General features: G+C 69.8%; 14 protein-coding genes. 10 read left to right on the top strand and 4 right to left on the bottom strand.

What is annotated here, in order from left to right:
* Positions 1 to 52 precede the first annotated feature (52 nt).
* Positions 53 to 1,075 (bottom strand): LacI family DNA-binding transcriptional regulator, encoded by a 1,023-nt coding sequence (locus AC59HU_RS05540; RefSeq protein ID WP_497222358.1) that lies wholly within the window; start codon positions 1,073 to 1,075, stop codon positions 53 to 55.
* Positions 1,076 to 1,382: 307 nt separating this feature from the next.
* On the opposite strand from AC59HU_RS05540, the gene AC59HU_RS05535 reads away from it, so the two are divergent.
* The 4 genes from AC59HU_RS05535 (at position 1,383) to AC59HU_RS05520 (ending at position 7,010) form a co-directional block, all read left to right on the top strand.
* Positions 1,383 to 2,705, top strand: a complete 1,323-nt coding sequence (locus AC59HU_RS05535) for an ABC transporter substrate-binding protein (protein WP_497222357.1) — start codon at positions 1,383 to 1,385, stop codon at positions 2,703 to 2,705.
* A gap of 147 nt (positions 2,706 to 2,852) precedes the next feature.
* On the top strand, positions 2,853 to 3,983 hold the full coding sequence (locus tag AC59HU_RS05530; RefSeq protein WP_497222356.1) for a carbohydrate ABC transporter permease: 1,131 nt from the start codon (positions 2,853 to 2,855) through the stop codon (positions 3,981 to 3,983).
* Complete coding sequence (locus tag AC59HU_RS05525) at positions 3,980 to 4,963, top strand: carbohydrate ABC transporter permease (RefSeq protein ID WP_497222355.1); 984 nt, start codon at positions 3,980 to 3,982, stop codon at positions 4,961 to 4,963. Before AC59HU_RS05530 ends, AC59HU_RS05525 begins: the two co-directional genes overlap by 4 nt.
* A 181-nt stretch (positions 4,964 to 5,144) precedes the next feature.
* Positions 5,145 to 7,010 (top strand): ABC transporter ATP-binding protein, encoded by a 1,866-nt coding sequence (locus tag AC59HU_RS05520; protein ID WP_497222852.1) that lies wholly within the window; start codon positions 5,145 to 5,147, stop codon positions 7,008 to 7,010.
* 15 nt (positions 7,011 to 7,025) lie between these two features.
* Here AC59HU_RS05520 and fgd read toward each other — a convergent pair whose 3' ends face one another.
* Entirely contained in the window at positions 7,026 to 8,039 is a 1,014-nt protein-coding gene (gene fgd / locus AC59HU_RS05515; protein ID WP_497222354.1) for a glucose-6-phosphate dehydrogenase (coenzyme-F420), read from the bottom strand.
* Positions 8,040 to 8,302: 263 nt separating this feature from the next.
* Between fgd and AC59HU_RS05510 the strand changes: the two genes are divergently transcribed.
* Both AC59HU_RS05510 and AC59HU_RS05505 read left to right on the top strand, forming a co-directional pair.
* Positions 8,303 to 9,670: a cystathionine beta-synthase gene (locus AC59HU_RS05510; protein ID WP_497222353.1), complete on the top strand. Its 1,368-nt coding sequence runs from the start codon at positions 8,303 to 8,305 to the stop codon at positions 9,668 to 9,670.
* A 35-nt stretch (positions 9,671 to 9,705) separates the two neighbouring features.
* Positions 9,706 to 10,926: a cystathionine gamma-synthase gene (locus tag AC59HU_RS05505; protein WP_497222352.1), complete on the top strand. Its 1,221-nt coding sequence runs from the start codon at positions 9,706 to 9,708 to the stop codon at positions 10,924 to 10,926.
* On the opposite strand, the gene AC59HU_RS05500 is transcribed toward AC59HU_RS05505, so the two are convergent.
* Positions 10,923 to 12,713 carry a M1 family metallopeptidase gene (locus tag AC59HU_RS05500; protein WP_497222351.1) on the bottom strand — a complete coding sequence of 597 codons (1,791 nt, stop codon included), beginning with the start codon at positions 12,711 to 12,713 and terminating at the stop codon, positions 10,923 to 10,925. The genes AC59HU_RS05505 and AC59HU_RS05500 overlap by 4 nt on opposite strands.
* Positions 12,714 to 12,849: 136 nt before the next feature.
* On the opposite strand from AC59HU_RS05500, the gene AC59HU_RS05495 reads away from it, so the two are divergent.
* From AC59HU_RS05495 to AC59HU_RS05480, 4 genes are all read left to right on the top strand, one after another.
* Positions 12,850 to 13,944, top strand: coding sequence for an iron chelate uptake ABC transporter family permease subunit (locus tag AC59HU_RS05495; RefSeq protein ID WP_497222350.1), 1,095 nt, complete (start codon positions 12,850 to 12,852; stop codon positions 13,942 to 13,944).
* Entirely contained in the window at positions 13,944 to 15,023 is a 1,080-nt protein-coding gene (locus tag AC59HU_RS05490) for a FecCD family ABC transporter permease (RefSeq protein ID WP_497222349.1), read from the top strand. The genes AC59HU_RS05495 and AC59HU_RS05490 overlap by 1 nt, the downstream gene beginning before the upstream one ends.
* Positions 15,024 to 15,025: 2 nt before the next feature.
* Positions 15,026 to 15,865 (top strand): ABC transporter ATP-binding protein, encoded by an 840-nt coding sequence (locus AC59HU_RS05485; RefSeq protein WP_497222348.1) that lies wholly within the window; start codon positions 15,026 to 15,028, stop codon positions 15,863 to 15,865.
* A gap of 95 nt (positions 15,866 to 15,960) precedes the next feature.
* A complete protein-coding gene (locus tag AC59HU_RS05480; protein WP_497222347.1) occupies positions 15,961 to 16,986 on the top strand; it encodes an iron-siderophore ABC transporter substrate-binding protein in 1,026 nt (341 codons plus the stop codon).
* Here the strand turns inward: AC59HU_RS05480 and AC59HU_RS05475 are convergent.
* Positions 16,976 to 17,842, bottom strand: coding sequence for a DMT family transporter (locus AC59HU_RS05475; protein ID WP_497222346.1), 867 nt, complete (start codon positions 17,840 to 17,842; stop codon positions 16,976 to 16,978). The two genes, AC59HU_RS05480 and AC59HU_RS05475, sit on opposite strands and share 11 nt — an antisense overlap.
* Between the last annotated feature and the right edge of the window lie 40 nt (positions 17,843 to 17,882).

Here is a 17,882-nt window from a genome sequence, read left to right as displayed (position 1 = left end):
CGCAACGGATGCCCCGGGCCACTGGCCCGGGGCATCCGCCGTTAAGGCGTTCTCAGGAGGTTCGTCGGGGCCGGCCGGTCGACGAGCGGATGACCAGCGTCGCGGGCAGGAAGGCGTGCTCGGCCGGCGGCATCCACCCCGGCTCCTCCAGCTGGCGGATCACCCAGTCGACCGCGAGCTCGCCCTGCTGGTCGGGTCGCTGCTCGATCGAGGTGAGCCCGAACATCTCGGCCAGGGGGTGGTTGTCGATGCCGATGACCGAGAGATCCTCCGGCACCGAGAGACCGAGCTCGCGCGCCGCCAGGATGATGCCGATCGCCACCTCGTCGGCGGCCGCGAAGATCGCCGTGGGCCGGCGCCGCGGGTCGCCGAGGATCTGCTTGCCGGCACGGTAGCCGCCCGGGATGTCGAAGTGCGTGGGCACGAACGACTTCTCGTCGTACCGGATGCCCGCGGCCTCGAGCGCCTGCAGGTAGCCCTGGAGTCGCTTGCTGTGGACATGGAAGTCCATCTGCTCGTCGAGGTCGCCGCCCACGTGCATGATGTCGCGGTGCCCCAGGAGCAGCAGGTGCTCGGTCGCGAGCCGGGCGGCCTCCACGTCGTCGATGCCGAGGGTCGGGATGCCGGCGAGTGGGCCGCCGATGCCCGCGATGGGCTTGCCGAGGGCGAGGAGCTGTTCGGCCTCGTCGGGTGTGATCTCCAGGGTCACGGCGATCACCGCATCCACCCTCTTGCGTACGAGGAAGTACTCGAACACCCTCGTGCGCTCGGCGCGCGACTTGGCGAGGTTGTAGAGCATCAGGTCGTAGCCGCGATCCAGCAGCGCGCGTTCGACGCCCTCGATGATGCTGCCGAAGAACCACTGGTTGATCACCGGGATGATGACGCCGACATTGCTCGTGCGGCCGGTGACGAGACTGGATGCGCTGGAGGAGACGACGTAGCCGAGACTCTGAGCGGCCTCGGTCACCCGGGTGCGCGTCTCGCTCGAGACGTAGCCGCGGCCGCTGAGCGCCCGCGACACGGTCGCCTTGGACACGCCGGCGAGACTCGCGACGTCTTCGATGCCCGACATCACGACCTCCTCGTCATACGCCTGCAAACGCTTCCACAATCCTAGTGGGTCGGAGCGCTTCCGCGTCAGTACTGGGCTCCGGAGGGGTCTCACGTGAGTAGTCCGTGAGAGCGCTCTCTGCAACCAAATCGTTACCTTCTCGACCGCCCCTCGAAGTCGCTTGTAAATTGCTGAGACTTATGGAAAGGTTTCCCTACACCCGCTCCCTGAGGCACCTTGACGGGGGCGTTCTGTCCTAGTCCGATCGGTCGATCGGAGAGTGGGCGGGCTGATCGGTCCGTTCACGTCTACTCAATGAGGAGGAGAAATGCGGTCCATCTTGCACCGCCGTGTCACAGCACCCATCGCCCTTGCGACGGGCCTCGGGCTCGCGCTCGTCGGTTGTTCCGGCGGTGCCGGCGGAGGGTCCTCCGCCAACACCGTCGGTGAGGCCGACGGCGTCGTGACCGTGTACGGAACGATCGCCGACACCGAGGCCGAGCTGCTCGAGCAGTCCTGGGCCGACTGGGAGAAGGCGAACAACATCGACATCCAGTACGAGTCGTCCAAGGAGTTCGAGTCGCAGATCGGCATCCGGGCCCAGGGTGGCAACCCGCCCGACCTCGCGATCTTCCCGCAGCCGGGTCTGCTCGCCGACCTCGCGTCGCGCGGCTTCATCCAGAAGGCCCCCGAGGGCGTCGAGAAGAACGTCGACCAGTACTGGTCGACCGACTGGAAGGCCTACGGCACCGTCGACGACACCTTCTACGGTGCTCCGCTGATGGCCAGCGTCAAGGGCTTCATCTGGTACTCGCCGAAGCAGTTCGCGGCCAACGGCTGGGCCGTGCCGAAGACGTACCAGGAGATGGTCGACCTGACCGCCAAGATGCAGACCACCCTGGGCGCGGCCCCGTGGTGCGCCGGCTTCGGCTCGGGCGACGCCACCGGCTGGCCGGGCACCGACTGGGTCGAAGACCTCGTCCTGCGTCAGTCCGGCCCCGACGTCTACGACCAGTGGGTCAAGAACGACGTCAAGTTCACCGACCCGAAGATCTCCGACGCCTTCACCGCCGTCGGCGACATCCTCCTGAACCCGAGCTACGTCAACGCCGGCTTCGGTGACGTCAAGTCGATCAACGCCACGGCGTTCGGCGACGTGGCGAACGCCATGGCCGCGGGCACCTGCTCGCTCACCCACCAGGCCTCGTTCTTCGACGGCTTCCTCACCGACGCCGGCGCGACCGTCGGCCCCGACGCCGACATCTGGGCCTTCGTGACCCCGCCGGTGACCGAGGGCGACACGGCCGTCACCGGTGGTGGCGAGATCGTCGGTGCGTTCTCGAACGACGCCGACACCGTCAAGGTGCAGGAGTACCTCTCGAGCCCCGAGTGGGCCAACAGCCGCGTCGCCCTCGGCGGCGTGATCTCGGCGAACACGGGTCTCGACCCGAAGAGCGCGACGAGCCCGATCCTGCAGCAGGCCATCGGCATCCTGCAGGACCCGGACACCACGTTCCGCTTCGACGCCTCCGACCTGATGCCCGGTGCCGTGGGCGCCGGAACGTTCTGGAAGGGCATGGTCAGCTGGATCGACGGCACGCCGCAGTCCGACGTGCTGACCCAGATCGAAGGCGGCTGGCCGACCGAATAGGTCGTCCATCCCTCCGGTAATCGAATGGATGCAAGGAGGCCGCCCGAAGAGATTCGGGCGGCCTCCGCGCACCCCGGTGCTACGGTGTCTCAACGACGCCGGGCGTCGGGCCGATCCTGAGTTCAGAGCTGCACTCGAAAGGTTGTCATGTCGGATTTCCTCCTCTGGGTGGGGAAGCTGCCTCCGCTGGCGCAGATCCCCATCGTCGTCATCGCGTTCGGCGTCGTCGTCGCGTTGATCCTCTTCTTCGTGGAGATCGCGCCTCGTAGCGGGCGCAAGTACACGATCATCCGCCTCGCCGTGTGCGTGGCCGCGCCCTTCCTGGCGCTGGTGCTGCTCGGCTCGGTCTGGTGGGCGGCCCTCATCGCCGCGGCCCTGGGCCTTCTGTTCTTCTACCTCGACCGCCGCTCCAAGCAGGGCGCGGGGTACCTCTTCCAGCTGGTGGGCTTCCTGGCCCCCGCGATCATCCTGCTGCTGGTGGGGCTGATCTACCCGACGGTGAAGACGGCGATCGACTCGCTGTTCTCCAGCCGCGGCAACTTCGTCGGCCTCGACAACTTCGTCTGGGTGCTCACGCAGCCCCAGAACCTCCGCGTCATCCTCAACACCATCATCTGGGTGCTGGTCGTGCCCGCGGCCTCGACGATCTTCGGTCTCGCCTACGCGGTCTTCATCGACAAGAGCCGCGGCGAGAAGTTCTTCAAGATCCTCGTCTTCATGCCGATGGCGATCTCGTTCGTGGGCGCCTCGATCATCTGGCGCTTCGTCTACACCTACCGTCCCGTCGACGAGAACCAGATCGGTCTGCTCAACCAGCTCGTGGTGTGGTTCGGCGGCCAGCCCGTGCAGTGGCTGCAGGAGTCGCCCTGGAACACTTTCTTCCTGATCATCGTGCTGATCTGGATCCAGACCGGATTCGCGATGGTCGTGCTCTCCGCCGCCATCAAGGGCGTGCCCACCGAGCAGCTCGAAGCGGCCGAGCTCGACGGCACCAACGCCTGGCAGCGCTTCATCAACGTGACGGTGCCCGGCATCCGCTCGTCGCTGATCGTCGTGATCACCACGATCTCGATCGCGTCGCTGAAGGTCTTCGACATCGTGCGCACCATGACGGCGGGCGCGAACGACACCAGCGTGCTGGCGAACGAGATGTACACGCAGTTCAAGAACTTCGAATACGGGCGGTCGGCGGCCTTCGCCGTCATCCTGTTCATCCTGGTGATGCCGATCGTCATCTACAACGCCAGGCAGATCAAGAAGCAGAGGGAGATCCGATGAGCGCGGTGCAGCCGATCGACCTGCCGGTCGACGCGTCGACCAAGAACCAGCTGCGCAGCGGGGAGAAGGCGATCGAGCGGGACGAGACCGCGGTCAAGCGCACCAAGCGCCGGCTGACCAGCCGGGGTGCGACGATCGCGGCCCTGGTCATCGCGATCATCTGGACCGTGCCGACCTTCGGCCTGTTCATCTCGTCGTTCCGCGACCGCAACGCCATCCAGACCACCGGGTGGTGGACGACGCTGTTCAACCCCGGGTTCACGCTCGACAACTACTCCGAGGTGCTGCAGGCCGGCAACTCGCAGGTGACGATCGCCTCGTCGTTCGTCAACTCGATCGCGATCACGATCCCGGCGACGCTGATCCCCCTGGTGATCGCGGCGCTGGCGGCCTACGCCTTCGCGTGGATCGACTTCAAGGGCAAGGACTGGCTGTTCATCGGCGTCTTCGCCCTGCAGATCGTCCCGATCCAGATGGCCCTCGTGCCGCTGCTGTCGCTGTTCTCCCGCGGCGTCGCGGTGGGCGACGACTGGATCTTCTCGGGCATCCCCTCCAACGGCACCTTCTCGCAGGTCTGGATCGCGCACACGATCTTCGCCCTGCCGCTGGCGATCTTCCTCCTGCACAACTTCGTCTCCGAGATCCCTCGCGAGGTCATCGAGGCCGCGCGGGTCGACGGCGCGGGGCACGGGCAGATCTTCTTCCGCATCATCCTGCCGCTGACGATGCCGGCGCTGGCCTCCTTCGCGATCTTCCAGTTCCTCTGGGTCTGGAACGACCTGCTGGTGGCGCTGATCTTCGCCGACGGCGGGGTGGCGCCGATCACGAAGCTCCTGGCCGAGATCACCGGTTCGCGCGGCCAGGACTGGTACCTGCTGACCGCCGGTGCCTTCGTGGCGATCGTGGTGCCGCTGATCGTCTTCTTCGCCCTGCAGCGCTTCTTCGTGCGCGGCCTGCTGGCGGGGTCGACGAAGGGGTAGTCGCGGAGTTCTCCGAACGTCGCGGCGACCGGCGGCCCCGAGGGGTCTGGTCGCCGCGACGTTCGTCGTCGTCCGCGCGATTCCGATGTGGGAGGACGCGATTCCGCTGCGGGAGGAACGCGGCTCCGGCGTCGGAGGTGCGGCGTACGCTGTGGCCATGAGCGGTGTAGGTGGCGGCCGGATGGCGGCGGTAGCGGCGGCGGGCGGGCGGAGCCATCCCGGTGGCGGGCGTGTGTCGGGCGGAGACAAGAACGCACAGAAGGCCGCCAATGCCGACGCCCCGAAGATCCCGCATCTGCTGCGGCGCATCTCGACGCTCTTCGTGCCGTACCGCTCGGCGCTCGTGGTCACGGGCATCCTGGTGCTCGTCGGGGCCGCGCTCACCGTCATCCCGCCGCTGCTGACCCAGCAGGCCTTCGACCTGGGCCTGTTCCCGGCCGGCGGTCCGAACATCCCGGTGCTGATCGAGCTGGTCGGGCTCATGGTGTTGATCTGGGTCGTGTCGGCCGCGCTCGGCGTCTGGCAGACCTATCTCACCGCGCGGGTGGGCAACCGGGTGATGGGCGATCTGCGCATCCGCCTGTTCTCGCACCTGCAGAGCATGGAACTCGCCTTCTTCACCCGCACCAAGACGGGCGTCATCCAGTCGCGGCTGCAGAACGACGTCGGCGGTGTCGCCAACGTGCTCACCAACACCGTGTCGAGCGTGCTCGGCAACACGGTCACGGTGATTGCGGCGCTGGTGGCCATGCTGCTGCTCAGCTGGCAGCTCACGCTGGTCGCGGTCATCCTGATGCCGATCCTGGTCTGGGTGCAGCGCCGGGTCGGCCAGGTGCGCGCGCGCATCGCCTCGCAGACGCAGGAGTCGCTGTCGGAGATGACGGCGATCACGCAGGAGACGCTGAGCGTCTCGGGCATCCTGCTCGCGAAGAGCTTCAACCGGCAGAACACCGAGATCGCGCGCTACTCCGACGAGAACGACAACCAGATCGGTCTGCAGGTGCGCCAGCAGATGAGCGGTCAGTGGTTCTTCGCGATCGTGCAGATCGTGCTCTCGATCGTGCCCGCCGTGGTCTACCTCGTCTCGGGCTATCTGATCGCCGGCGGCGTCGACATCACGGCGGGCACGATCGTGGCCTTCACCACGGTGCAGGCCCGGTTGATGTGGCCGCTGCTCGGGCTGATGCGGGTCGGCCTCGACCTGCAGACCTCGGGCGCGTTGTTCGCGCGCATCTTCGAGTACCTCGATCTGCGCCCCGCGATCACGGATGCGCCCGACGCCGTCGACCTTCCGCGCTCGGGCAGAGCGGGTCGCGTCGAGTTCGACCACGTCGGCTTCGTCTACCCCGACGGTGAGCCCGAGCATCCCACCCTCGACGACGTCTCGTTCACGGTCGAGCCCGGGCAGTTCGCCGCCTTCGTCGGACCTTCCGGCGCCGGCAAGACCACGGTCTCGTACCTGGTGCCCCGGCTCTACGAGGCGAGCAAGGGCGCCGTGCTCGTCGACGGGCGCGACGTGCGCGAGCTGCGGCACCAGTCGCTGATCGATCGGCTCGGCATCGTGAGCCAGGAGACCTACCTGTTCCACGCGACGATCGCCGAGAACCTCCGGTACGCCCGACCCGACGCGACCGCTGACGAACTGGTCGACGCGGCCCGGCGGGCGAACATCCACGAGCGCATCATGAGCTTCCCCGAGGGTTACGAGACCGTGGTGGGGGAGCGCGGCTACCGCCTCTCCGGCGGCGAGAAGCAGCGCATCGCGATCGCCCGCGTGCTGCTGAAAGACCCGGCCGTGCTCATCCTCGACGAGGCGACCAGTGCGCTGGACTCGATCTCGGAGCGGGTGGTGCAGGATGCGCTGGACACGGCCGCGCGCGGCCGCACCACCATCGCGATCGCGCACCGGCTGTCGACGATCGTGAACGCCGACGTCATCTTCGTGGTCGACGCAGGACGCATCGTGGAGTCGGGGTCGCACAGCGAGCTGCTGGCGCGCGACGGCGCCTACGCGCGGTTGTACGAGCAGCAGCTCTCGACCGCGTAGACGCCCGAGCCCGGCTCAGCCGAACAGGGCCCGCAGCCGCGGCACGACCTCGCTGCCGAACACCTCCAAGAACCGCGTCTGATCCGGCCCCGGAGCGTGGAACACCAGGTGCCGGAAGCCGAGCTCGACGTAGGGCCGGATGCCCGCCACGATCTCCTCCGGGTCGTCCGAGACCACCCAGCGCGTCGCGACCCGCTCGATCGGCAGTTCGTCGGCGCGGCGCTCCATCTCCATCGGATCCTCGATGCCGGTCTTCTCCTCCGGGGTCAGCGCCAGGGCGCCCCAGAACCGGGTGTCCTCGAGCGCACGGTGCTTGTCGTGGTCGTAGGAGACCTTCATCTCGAGCATCGTGTCGACCGGCGAGGTGCGGGCGCCCTTCGCGATCCCGTCGGCCAGGGCCGGCATCAGGGTCTCGGAGTAGAGCTCGGGCGCCTTGCCCGAGGTCGTGATGAAGCCCTGGGCGATTCGCCCCGCGAGCCGGGTGGCCGCCGGGCCCGCCCCGCCGATGTAGATCGGCACCGGGGTCTCGGGCCGGTCGTAGATCGTGACGTTCTCCGTCGTGTAGTACTCGCCCTCGTGCGTCACCCTGTCCTCGCGCCAGAGCTGCTCGATCAAGGTCACGGCCTCCTTGAGGCGCGCGAACCGCTCCTTCTGGTCGGGCCAGGGCAGCCCCAGGGCGACCTCGTTGAGCGACTCGCCGGTGCCGACGCCGAGGATCACGCGCCCGGGATACATCGACCCCAGCGTGCCGAAGGCCTGCGCGATGACCGCCGGGTGGTACCGCATGGTCGGGGTGAGCACGGACGTGCCCATCAGGATGCTGTCGGTGCGGGCCCCGAGCGCGCCGAGCCACGGGATCGCCGCCGGCGCGTGCCCACCGGTGTGCCGCCAGGGCTGCAGGTGGTCGGAGATGAAGACGGAGTCGAAGCCCGCCTGCTCGGCGAGCACGCCGTAGTCCAGGAGTTCGGAGGGCGCGAACTGCTCGGCCGAGGCCTTGTAGCCGATGCGGAAGGGGGAGGTGTCGCTCACGAGGGTTCTCCGTTCGGCGGTTCCGGATGGCACCGCGTCTTCATCGTATTCCGCATCCGCCGTCCCCTCCCGGATGCGGGCCCACCTGCACGGCCCGGGCGAGTAGGATGGCTCCCGTGCTCGTGAATCTCCGCTGTTGTCGTCGCTGAGCGACGTCCCTTCTTCTCAGACGATTCGCCACCCCCCAGCCGCCGCTCTCGCAGCGCGCCGTGCACGCTCGTGCACGTAGCGGGTGCGAGGCCCAGCCTCAGCCAAGGACAGCCATGAAGTACGCAGAAAGCGTCATCGACCTCGTCGGCGACACCCCGCTCGTCAAGCTCAACAGTGTGACAGAGGGCATCGCCGCCACCGTGCTCGCGAAGGTCGAGTACCTGAACCCGGGCGGTTCGTCGAAAGACCGGATCGCGACCCGCATCATCGACGCGGCCGAGCGCGACGGGCTCCTCAAGCCCGGCGGCACGATCGTGGAACCCACCTCGGGCAACACCGGCATCGGCCTCGCGCTCGTCGCCCAGCAGCGCGGCTACCGCTGCGTCTTCGTGCTGCCGGACAAGGTCGGCGAGGACAAGCGGAACGTGCTCACCGCCTACGGGGCCGAGATCGTCGTGACCCCGACCGCGGTCGCGCCAGAGGACCCGGACTCCTATTACTCGGTGTCGGATCGACTGGCCCGCGAGATCCCCGGCGCGTTCAAGCCCAACCAGTACTCCAACCCCAACGGCCCGCTCAGCCACTACGAGACCACCGGCCCCGAGATCTGGCGCGACACCGAGGGCCTGATCACGCACTTCGTCGCGGGTGTCGGCACCGGCGGCACGATCAGCGGTGTCGGTCGCTACCTCAAGGAGGTCTCCGACGGGCGGGTGACGGTGATCGGCGCCGACCCCGAGGGCTCGGTCTACTCCGGCGGCACCGGCCGCCCCTACCTGGTCGAGGGTGTGGGGGAGGACTTCTGGCCGGCCGCGTACGACGGCACCGTGGTCGACGAGATCATCGCTGCCTCCGACGCCGAGTCGTTCGAGCTGACCCGTCGACTGGCCCGCGAGGAGGGCCTCCTCGTCGGCGGTTCGAGCGGCCTCGCGGTCGCCGCCGCCCTCAAGGCGGCGCGCGACCTGCCGGCCGACGCGGTCGTCGTCGTGCTGCTGCCGGACGGCGGCCGCGGCTACCTCGGCAAGATCTTCAACGAGAAGTGGATGCGCTCCTACGGCTTCGCCTCCGAGACCGAGGGCTCGACCGTGCGCGACATCCTGGCGCGCAAGGAGGGCGGGCTCCCCGCGCTCGTCCACGTGCATCCCTCCGACACGGTGCACGACGCCATCGAGATCATGACCACCTACGGCGTCTCCCAGCTGCCCGTGCTGACCGCAGAGCCGCCGGTCGTCATGGGTGAGGTCGTCGGGTCGCTCGACGAACAGGCCCTGCTCGACCAGGTCTTCGGCGGGAAGGCCGCGATGACCGACAAGGTCGGCGACTTCGTCGGCACCCCGCTGCCCCTGATCGGCGCGAACGAACCGCTCTCCTCGGCCCGCGCGGCCCTCAAGGACTCCCCGGCCCTGCTGGTGAGCGACGACGGCAAGCCCGTCTCGGTCATCACCCGGCAAGACCTCCTCACCTTCCTCAGCGAAGCGTGACCGCGCCCGAGCGCGCGACGACGAAAGGACACGACATGACCTCCGAGAACACCATCCGCCCTGACGACACCGAGAAGGCGCACCGCTCGGTCGAGGACGACGACTTCGCACGCGGCGAGGCCTTCGAGACCCGCGCCATCCACGCCGGGCAGGAGTTCGACCCCACGACCGGTGCGATCATCCCCCCGGTCTACCTGACCAGCACCTTCGTGCAGGACGGCATCGGCGGGTTCCGCAACGGCTACGAGTACGCCCGCGGCGGCAACCCGACGCGCACCTCGCTCGAGACGCTGCTCGCCTCGCTCGAGGGTGCCAGGCACGGCCTCTCGTTCGCCTCGGGCCTCGCCGCCGAGGACGCGCTGCTTCGGGCCGTGCTCGAACCCGGCGACCGGATCGTGCTCGGCAACGACGTCTACGGCGGCACCCACCGCCTGATCGAGCGCATCCACGGCAAGTGGGGGGTCGAGAACGTCGTCGTCGAGATGAGCGACCTCGACGCCGTCGCCGCCGCGGTCGCCGGCGGCCGCACGAAGCTGCTCTGGCTCGAGACCCCGTCGAACCCGCTGATGAAGATCAGCGACGTCGCCGCGCTCGCCGAGATCGGCCACGCCGCCGGAGCCCTGGTCGTCGTCGACAACACCTTCGCCTCGCCCTACCTGCAGCAGCCGCTCACCCTCGGCGCCGACATCGTCGTGCACTCCACCACCAAGTACCTGGGCGGTCACTCCGACGTGCTCGGCGGCGCGGTCGTGCTGAACGACGACGAGCTCGAGGAGAAGGTGCGCTTCCTGCAGTTCGCCTCCGGCGGCATCTCCGGGCCGATGGATGCGTGGCTCACCACCCGGGGCATCAAGACCCTCGCGGTGCGGATGGACCGGCACTCCTCCAACGCCCAGACGATCGCCGAGCACCTGGTGGGTCACCCCGCGCTGGACGCGGTGTACTACCCGGGCCTGCCCACGCATCCGGGGCACGAGCTGGCCGCGCGCCAGATGAAGTCCTTCGGCGGCATGATCTCGCTCGCCCTCTCCGGCGGCCCGGCCGCCGCACGGGCGCTCGCGGAGTCGACGAAGCTCTTCCAGCTCGCGGAGTCGCTCGGCGGCGTCGAGTCGCTGATCGGCTACCCGTCGGAGATGACCCACGCCTCGGTGAAGGGGACGGTCCTCGAGGTGCCGGAGAACGTCATCCGGCTCTCCGTCGGCATCGAGTCGGTCGACGACCTGCTCGCCGATCTCGACCAGGCGCTGCCCCGCTAGACCGCGGGCTTCGTGCCCGTGTGCAGCCAGGCCGTGAAGAGCGCGTCGAGATCCTGCCCCGAGACCTGCTCCGCGTAGGCCTCGAAGTCGGCGGTCGACGCCGAGGTGCCGGCCTTCTCGCTCGCCCAGCCCTTGAGGATGGCGAAGAAGGCGGTGTCTCCGACCGCGTTCCGGAGTGCCTGCAGGGTCATCCCGCCGCGGGTGTAGACCGCGGAGTCGAAGATGCCGGCCGGACCCGGGTCGGCCACGACGGTCGCCCAGAACGCGGCGTCCGGCCCGGGCGGGTTCGCGTAGTAGGCGTCGAAGCGCTGCTGCGGGGTACGGCCGCCCTGGCCCTCCTCCCAAAGCCACTCGGCGTAGGTGGCGAAGCCCTCGTTCAACCAGATGTCCGACCAGCGCTCCATCGAGACGCTGTCGCCATACCACTGGTGCGCGAGCTCGTGCACGACGACGGAGGCGTCGGCGTCGGCCGGGAACGACCAGGCCGGGTAGATCGGGCGGGTCTGGTTCTCGAGCGCGTAGGGCAGATCGTCGCCGTTCCCGATCTCGCCGATCGCGATCCCGCCGGCCTCGCTGAACGGGTAGTCGCCGAACGACTGCTCGAGGAACGCGATCACCTGGGGTTCGGTCGCGAAGATCGCGGTCGCGACGTCGCCGACCGTGGTACCGCCGCCGTCGGCCTCGCGGCTGAACAGGGTGGGGTCGATGGCGTCGTAGTAGGTGATGCCGGTCGCCGCATCCGTGTTCGTGCCGATCCGGTAGTCGCCCATCGTCGCCGTGGCGAGGTAGGTCGCCATCGGCTTCTCCATCTCCCAGTCCCAGGTGGTCTGGCCGTTCGCGGTCTGCTGCGCGGCGAGGCGGCCGTTGCCGATCACCTGGAGACCCTCGGGCACGGTCATCCTGGTGCTGAAGGTGGCCTTGTCTGAGGGGTGGTCGTTCGAGGGGAACCAGGTCGCGGCGACGCGGGGTTGGCCGACGATCACGGCGCCGGTGGGGGTGCGGAAGACGCCGGCGGGGCCGAAGGCGTCGTCGATCTCGATCGGCACGCCGCTGTAGGCGACGGTGGTCGTGATCGTCGAGCCGGTCGGCAGACCGGCGTGCGGGATGACGGTGAGCTCGGTGCGCGGTGGCGTCGCGTTCCCGTCGGTCGAGCCGGGCGCTTGCGGCTGGCCGGAGTCGATGCTGATCTGCGTGGTCGCGAGGCTCCAGTCGGCGGTGGCTCCGTTGACCGTGACGCCGGAGACGACGATCGAGTCGGTGCCGTCGGCCTCGCGGGTGTCGAAGTCGAGGTTGAACGCCGAGAGGTTCTGGGTGGCGAGGGCGGTGATGGTCACCGTGCCCGAGAGCACACCCGTGGTGGGGGCGTAGGCGAGGTCGAGGCCGTAGTGCTGCACGTCGTAGCCGCCGTTGCCGTCGAGCGGGTAGTACGGGTCGCCGATGCCGGCCGCGCCGGGGGTGTAGTCGACCGGGTTCGTCGTCTCGGTGGGGGTCGGGGTGGGCGCCGGGGTCGCCGGGTTCTGCGTCGCCGGGTTCTGCGTCGCCGGGGCCGAGACGGTGCCGGCCGGGCACGGCTCGGCGGCCTGGGCCGGCGCGGGTGCCAGCCCGCCCGAGGCGAGCAGGGCGATCACGAGCAACGGGATGGCGGCGAGGGCGGCCAGTCCGCCCCGCTGCGCCTCACGACGTGCGCGCCGGCGGGCGAGCAGGAGCCAGACGATGCCGGCTCCGATCGCGATCACGGCGAGGGCCAGCAGGAGCGGCCCCGAGTCGAATCCTGTCGCTGCCAGCACGCATCCGGTCACGAGTCCCCGTTTCGATCGGTGGGATGAAGAGTGTGTTGGACTGTATCGCATCCCAGGGCCTTCGCGTGGCCCGGTATTCGGGTTAGGGTAACCTTGCCTGAATGCCGAGAGAAGGGTCACGCCGATGAGCGCAGACCTCGACAGCCTCCGGCTCCCGACCGCCCGAGAGCGGGCCCGGGCCGCGGCGCGCACGGGCATCGCGCGCTCGACGGCCTCGCGGTTCGCCATTCTGCTCGGCGCCCTCGTCCTCCTCGCGGTCGTCGCCATCGCGAGCCTGTTCATCGGTTCGGGGATGTTCTCCCCCGAGGTGGTCTGGACAGCGCTCACCCAGGGTGGAACGGACACCAACTCGGTGCTCGTCACCGACTACCGCGTGCCGCGCATGCTGCTCGGCATCGCCGTCGGCTCGGCGCTCGGCCTCGCCGGCGCGGTGATGCAGGCCGTGACGCGGAACCCGCTCGCCGACCCCGGCATCCTGGGCGTGAACTCGGGCGCCTATCTCGCCGTGGTGCTCGCGGTCGCGCTCGCCGGCGTGGCCGACCTCTCGAACTACGTCTGGTGGTCGTTCCTCGGTGCAGCGCTCGCGGCCGTCGCGGTCTACCTGATCGGCGCCCGCAGCGGGAGCGGCCGGGGCGGCGCCGGAGCGGGCGCGACACCCGTGCGGCTCGTGCTCGCGGGCGTCGCGCTCTCGGCGACCCTGCAGGGCGTGACCTTCGCCATCACCATCCGGAACCCGGACATCTTCGACAAGATCCGGTTCTGGCAGGCGGGCTCGCTGCAGAACCGGCAGTTCGACTCGCTCTGGGGCATCCTGCCGTTCCTGGTGGCCGGCGTGCTGCTCGCCCTCGTCGTGGCCCGGCCGCTCAACGCGGTGGCCCTGGGCGACGACCTGGCGACCTCGCTGGGCGCCCGCATCCTGCGCACCCGGCTGCTCTCCTTCGTCGCGATCACCCTGCTCTGCGGCGCGGCGACCGCGGCCGCCGGCCCGATCGCCTTCCTCGGCCTGATGGCGCCGTACGTCGCCCGCTCGATCGTGGGGCCCGACCAGCGATGGGTGCTGCCGCTCACGATGGTGTTCGCGCCGATCATCTTCCTCTCGGCCGACGTCGCCGGGCGGGTGCTCGTGCCGGGCGAGATGCCGGTGGGCGTCGTCACGGCCTTCGTCGGGGCGCCGATCCTGATCGTGCTGATCCGCCGGTCGAAGAAGCAGGGGCTGTGATGAGCCGATCCGGTGTCCAGGCGCCGCCCGCCGTCGGGGCCGCCCCGGCCGTGCCCGGCAGGATCGCCCTCCGCGTCGGGCCGTTCAGCGGCGTGCTGCACCGCCGCAGCCTCGTCGTGGTGGCCGTGACCGTGCTGGTGGTGCTCGCGCTCGGTGCGTTCGCGATCACTCAGGGGGAGTACCCCATCCCGCTCGATCAGCTGATCGCCGCCCTGGGCGGGCAGGGTTCGGACGGCGTGCTGCGGATCGTGCTCGAATGGCGGCTGCCGCGTGTGGTGATGGCCGTCGTCGGCGGGGCGGCGCTCGGGCTCGCGGGGGCCGTCTTCCAGTCGCTCACCCGCAACCCGCTCGGCAGCCCTGACATCATCGGATTCAACTCGGGCGCCTACACAGGAGCGCTGGTCGTGACGCTCCTGATCGGCGGGAACTACGCGGCGACCGTGACCGGCGCACTCGTGGGGGGCATCCTCACCGCCGTCGTGGTGTATCTGCTCGCGTACAAGCGCGGGATGCAGGGCTTCCGCCTGATCGTGATCGGCATCGCCATCAGTGCGGTGCTGAACGCGGCCAACGACTTCCTCGTGCTCCGCGCCGACCTGAACGCCGCGATCTCGGCGGCGAGCTGGGGCATGGGCTCGCTCGACAACCTCGCCTGGAGCGAGGTCGGCCCGGTCGCGATCGCGGTCGCCGTGCTCATCCCGCTGCTGGCCCTGCTCGCCCCCCGGCTCCGGATGCTCGAACTCGGCGACGAACGTGCCCGCAGCCTGGGCGTCCCCCTCGAACGCAGCAGGCTCGCCCTGGTCATCGTGGGGGTCGCGTTCGTGGCCACGATCACGGCGGTGGCCGGACCGATCGTCTTCGTCGCGCTCGCCGCCCCCCAGATCGCCCGCAGGCTGACGCGCGCGCCCGGCCTCCCGCTCGTGCCCGCCGCGGTGACCGGCGCCGCGCTGCTGCTCGCCAGCGACGTGATCGCGCAGCGGATCATCGCGCCCGCCGCGCTGCCGGTCGGCGCCGTGACCGTCACGCTCGGCGGCGTGTACCTGATCGCGCTCCTCATCTCCCAGGCAGGAAGACGGTGACCATGCCGGCATCAGAACCGCTCTCCCCCCTCGGCACCCCCGCCCGCCCCGGCCTCGCTGCCTCGCGGCTCGAGGGTGCGGGACTCCGGGTCGGCTACGACCAGCGCACGATCCTCCCCGAACTCGACGTGGTCATCCCGCCCGGGTCGTTCACCGTGATCGTCGGGCCGAACGCCTGTGGCAAGTCGACGCTGCTGCGCGCACTCGCGCGGCTGCTGAAGCCGAGCGCGGGGCGGGTGCTGCTGGACGGCGCGGACATCGCGGCGCTGCCGGCCAAGGAGGTGGCGAAGCGGATCGGGCTGCTCCCGCAGACCTCGATCGCTCCCGAGGGCATCACCGTGATCGATCTGGTCTCGCGTGGGCGCTACCCGCACCAGAGCATCCTGCGCCGCTGGTCGGACGCCGACGAGACCGCGGTGGTCGAGGCGATGGCGGCCACGAACGTGACCGACCTGGCCGACCGCACGGTCGACGAGCTCTCGGGCGGGCAGCGGCAACGGGTCTGGGTCGCGATGGCGCTCACCCAGGAGACCCCGCTCATGCTGCTCGACGAGCCGACGACCTATCTCGACATCACGCACCAGTTCGAGCTGCTCGAGCTCTTCGGCCGGCTCAACCGCGAGGGCCGCACTCTCGTGGCGGTGCTGCACGATCTGAACCAGGCCGCGCGCTACGCCACGCACCTGATCGCGATGCGCGACGGCCGCGTGGTCGCCGAGGGCGCCCCGGCGGAGATCGTGACCGCCGAGCTCGTGCACGAGGTGTTCGGGCTGCGCTGCCGCGTCATCGAGGATCCGGAGTCGCACACGCCGTTGGTGGTGCCGCTGGCCGGGGCGCACTGAGCCGACGAGCCTGAGCGGCCGGATCCGAGCCGTCCGACCGTCGCTCGTTACCCCGTCGTTATTCCGTCGTTATCTGGTCAGGGTAGCCTTACCTAATGCGACTCACCCGATCCCTCTCCGTCTCGGCCGCCCTCCTCGCCGCCTCGGCGCTCGTCCTCACCGGCTGCTCCGGCACCTCGACCGATTCGGCCACCGGTTCCCCGGCCGCCGGGGGCGACCTCGGCACCGTGCAGACCATGTTCGGCGAGGTCACCGTGCCGCAGCCCGAAGACGGCGATCTCAAGGTCGTCGCACTGGGGTGGTCGGACGCCGAGATGGCGCTCGCGCTCGGCGTCACCCCGGTCGGCGTCTACTCCTGGCAGGGCTTCACCGCCGACACGAAGGGCGTCGGCCCGTGGGCCACCGACCGGTTCGGCGACTCGACCCCGGAGATCATCGAGGCCTCCGGCGACAGCGTGAACTTCGAGCAGATCCAGGCGCTCGACCCCGATGTCATCCTCAACGTGCGCTCGGCGGGCGACGAGAAGGACTACGAGCGCCTCGCGCAGATCGCGCCGACCGTCTACTCGCCCGAGGGCACCGGCTCCTTCGCCACGGCGTGGGACGTTCAGCTGGAGCAGATCGGCGCCGCCCTCGGCAAGTCCGACGAGGCGTCCGCCCTCGTCGCCGACACCGAGACGGCGATCGCGGATGCGGCGACCGCGCATCCGGAGCTCGCCGGCCTCACGACGGTGGCGGCCAGCAAGTTCGGTGACGCCTACGGCGCGTACCTCGCCGGTGACGGCCGGTTCGACCTGCTCGCCGACCTCGGCTTCGTGCAGAACCCGCCCGTGCTGGACCTCCCGGCCAGCGGCTTCTACGCCAGCGTCTCGGCCGAGCAGGTCGCCGACTTCGACGCCCAGGTCGCGGTGGTGCTGCCGATCGGCTTCACCGCCGCCGAGGCGCTCGCCGACCCGCTGCTGCAGACCCTCTCGGTCGTCAAGGACGGCCGGGCGATCGTGCTCGACCCGGACGGCGAGCTGTCCGCGGCCTACAGTGCGGCCTCGGTGCTGAGCATCCCGGTCGTGCTCGACGGCCTGGTTCCGCAGCTCGCGGCCGCCGCCGCCAAGGTCACGGGCTAGCGTCCGCCGGCCGCCGGCGCTGACCCAGGAGTACGCCTCCGAGCACCAGGGCGGTGCCGAGGGCCTGCTGCGGACCGAACGCCTCGCCCGCGACCACCGTGCCGAGCACCACTCCCGTCACGGGGTTGAGCAGCCCGACGAGACCCACCGATCCGGCCGGCAGGTGTCGCAGCCCGGCGAACCAGGCGAGGAAGGCCAGCGCCGTCGCCACGACGGCCACGTAGACGAAGCCCAGAACGGCCGGGCCGTCCAGTGCCGGCGGCGGCCCCTCGAGCGCGACGGCGAAGGGCAGGACGACGAGGCCGCCGGCGATCAGCTGCCACGAGGTCAGCGGGAGCACCCGCCGCCCGTCCGCCCACTTCTTGGTGAGGATGAATCCGACCGAGGACATCAGCATCGCCGTGAGCGAGGCGGCGGCGCCGAGCGGATCGACCCCGCCCTGCGCGCCCTGCAGCAGCATGAGGCAGACGCCGGCGAAGCCCACCGCGGCGCCCGCGACGGCGAACGCCCCGGGGCGCTCGCCGAGCAGCGGCCAGGCCAGCAGCATCAGCGCCGCGGCGGAGGTGGCCATCACGGTCGAGGCGATGCTGGTCGGCAGCAGCTGCGACGCCGCGTAGATCAGCACGAAGAACGCGCCGACGTTGAGCACCCCGAGCACGAGCGACTTCCACCACCAGTCGCCGCGAGGCCGCTCGCGGGCGACGAGCAACAGGATGAGTCCGGCCGGCAGGGCGCGCAGCACGGCTCCCCAGAGGGGCACGTCGACCGGCAGGAACTGCCGGGTCACGAAGTAGTTCGAGCCCCAGGCGATGGGGGCGATCGCGGTGACGGCGATCCAGCGCCATGTAGCTTCCATGGAAGCGAATATAGCTTCCTGGGAAGGTAGAGTCGAGGGC

It is taken from the genome of Herbiconiux sp. 320_LB, assembly GCF_059691755.1.
The sequence above is the reverse complement of the archived record's forward strand: the minus strand, read 5'-3'. Positions and strand labels throughout refer to the sequence as shown.

Excerpts from the sequence above, each read along its gene's own strand:
- AC59HU_RS05540 (WP_497222358.1), bottom strand. The coding sequence starts at position 1,075 with ATGTCGGGCATCGAAGACGTCGCGAGTCTCGCCGGCGTGTCCAAGGCG.
- AC59HU_RS05535 (WP_497222357.1), top strand. The coding sequence starts at position 1,383 with ATGCGGTCCATCTTGCACCGCCGTGTCACAGCACCCATCGCCCTTGCG.
- AC59HU_RS05530 (WP_497222356.1), top strand. The coding sequence starts at position 2,853 with ATGTCGGATTTCCTCCTCTGGGTGGGGAAGCTGCCTCCGCTGGCGCAG.
- AC59HU_RS05525 (WP_497222355.1), top strand. The coding sequence starts at position 3,980 with ATGAGCGCGGTGCAGCCGATCGACCTGCCGGTCGACGCGTCGACCAAG.
- AC59HU_RS05520 (WP_497222852.1), top strand. The coding sequence starts at position 5,145 with ATGGCGGCGGTAGCGGCGGCGGGCGGGCGGAGCCATCCCGGTGGCGGG.
- AC59HU_RS05510 (WP_497222353.1), top strand. The coding sequence starts at position 8,303 with ATGAAGTACGCAGAAAGCGTCATCGACCTCGTCGGCGACACCCCGCTC.
- AC59HU_RS05505 (WP_497222352.1), top strand. The coding sequence starts at position 9,706 with ATGACCTCCGAGAACACCATCCGCCCTGACGACACCGAGAAGGCGCAC.
- AC59HU_RS05495 (WP_497222350.1), top strand. The coding sequence starts at position 12,850 with ATGAGCGCAGACCTCGACAGCCTCCGGCTCCCGACCGCCCGAGAGCGG.
- AC59HU_RS05490 (WP_497222349.1), top strand. The coding sequence starts at position 13,944 with ATGAGCCGATCCGGTGTCCAGGCGCCGCCCGCCGTCGGGGCCGCCCCG.
- AC59HU_RS05485 (WP_497222348.1), top strand. The coding sequence starts at position 15,026 with ATGCCGGCATCAGAACCGCTCTCCCCCCTCGGCACCCCCGCCCGCCCC.
- AC59HU_RS05480 (WP_497222347.1), top strand. The coding sequence starts at position 15,961 with ATGCGACTCACCCGATCCCTCTCCGTCTCGGCCGCCCTCCTCGCCGCC.
- AC59HU_RS05475 (WP_497222346.1), bottom strand. The coding sequence starts at position 17,842 with ATGGAAGCTACATGGCGCTGGATCGCCGTCACCGCGATCGCCCCCATC.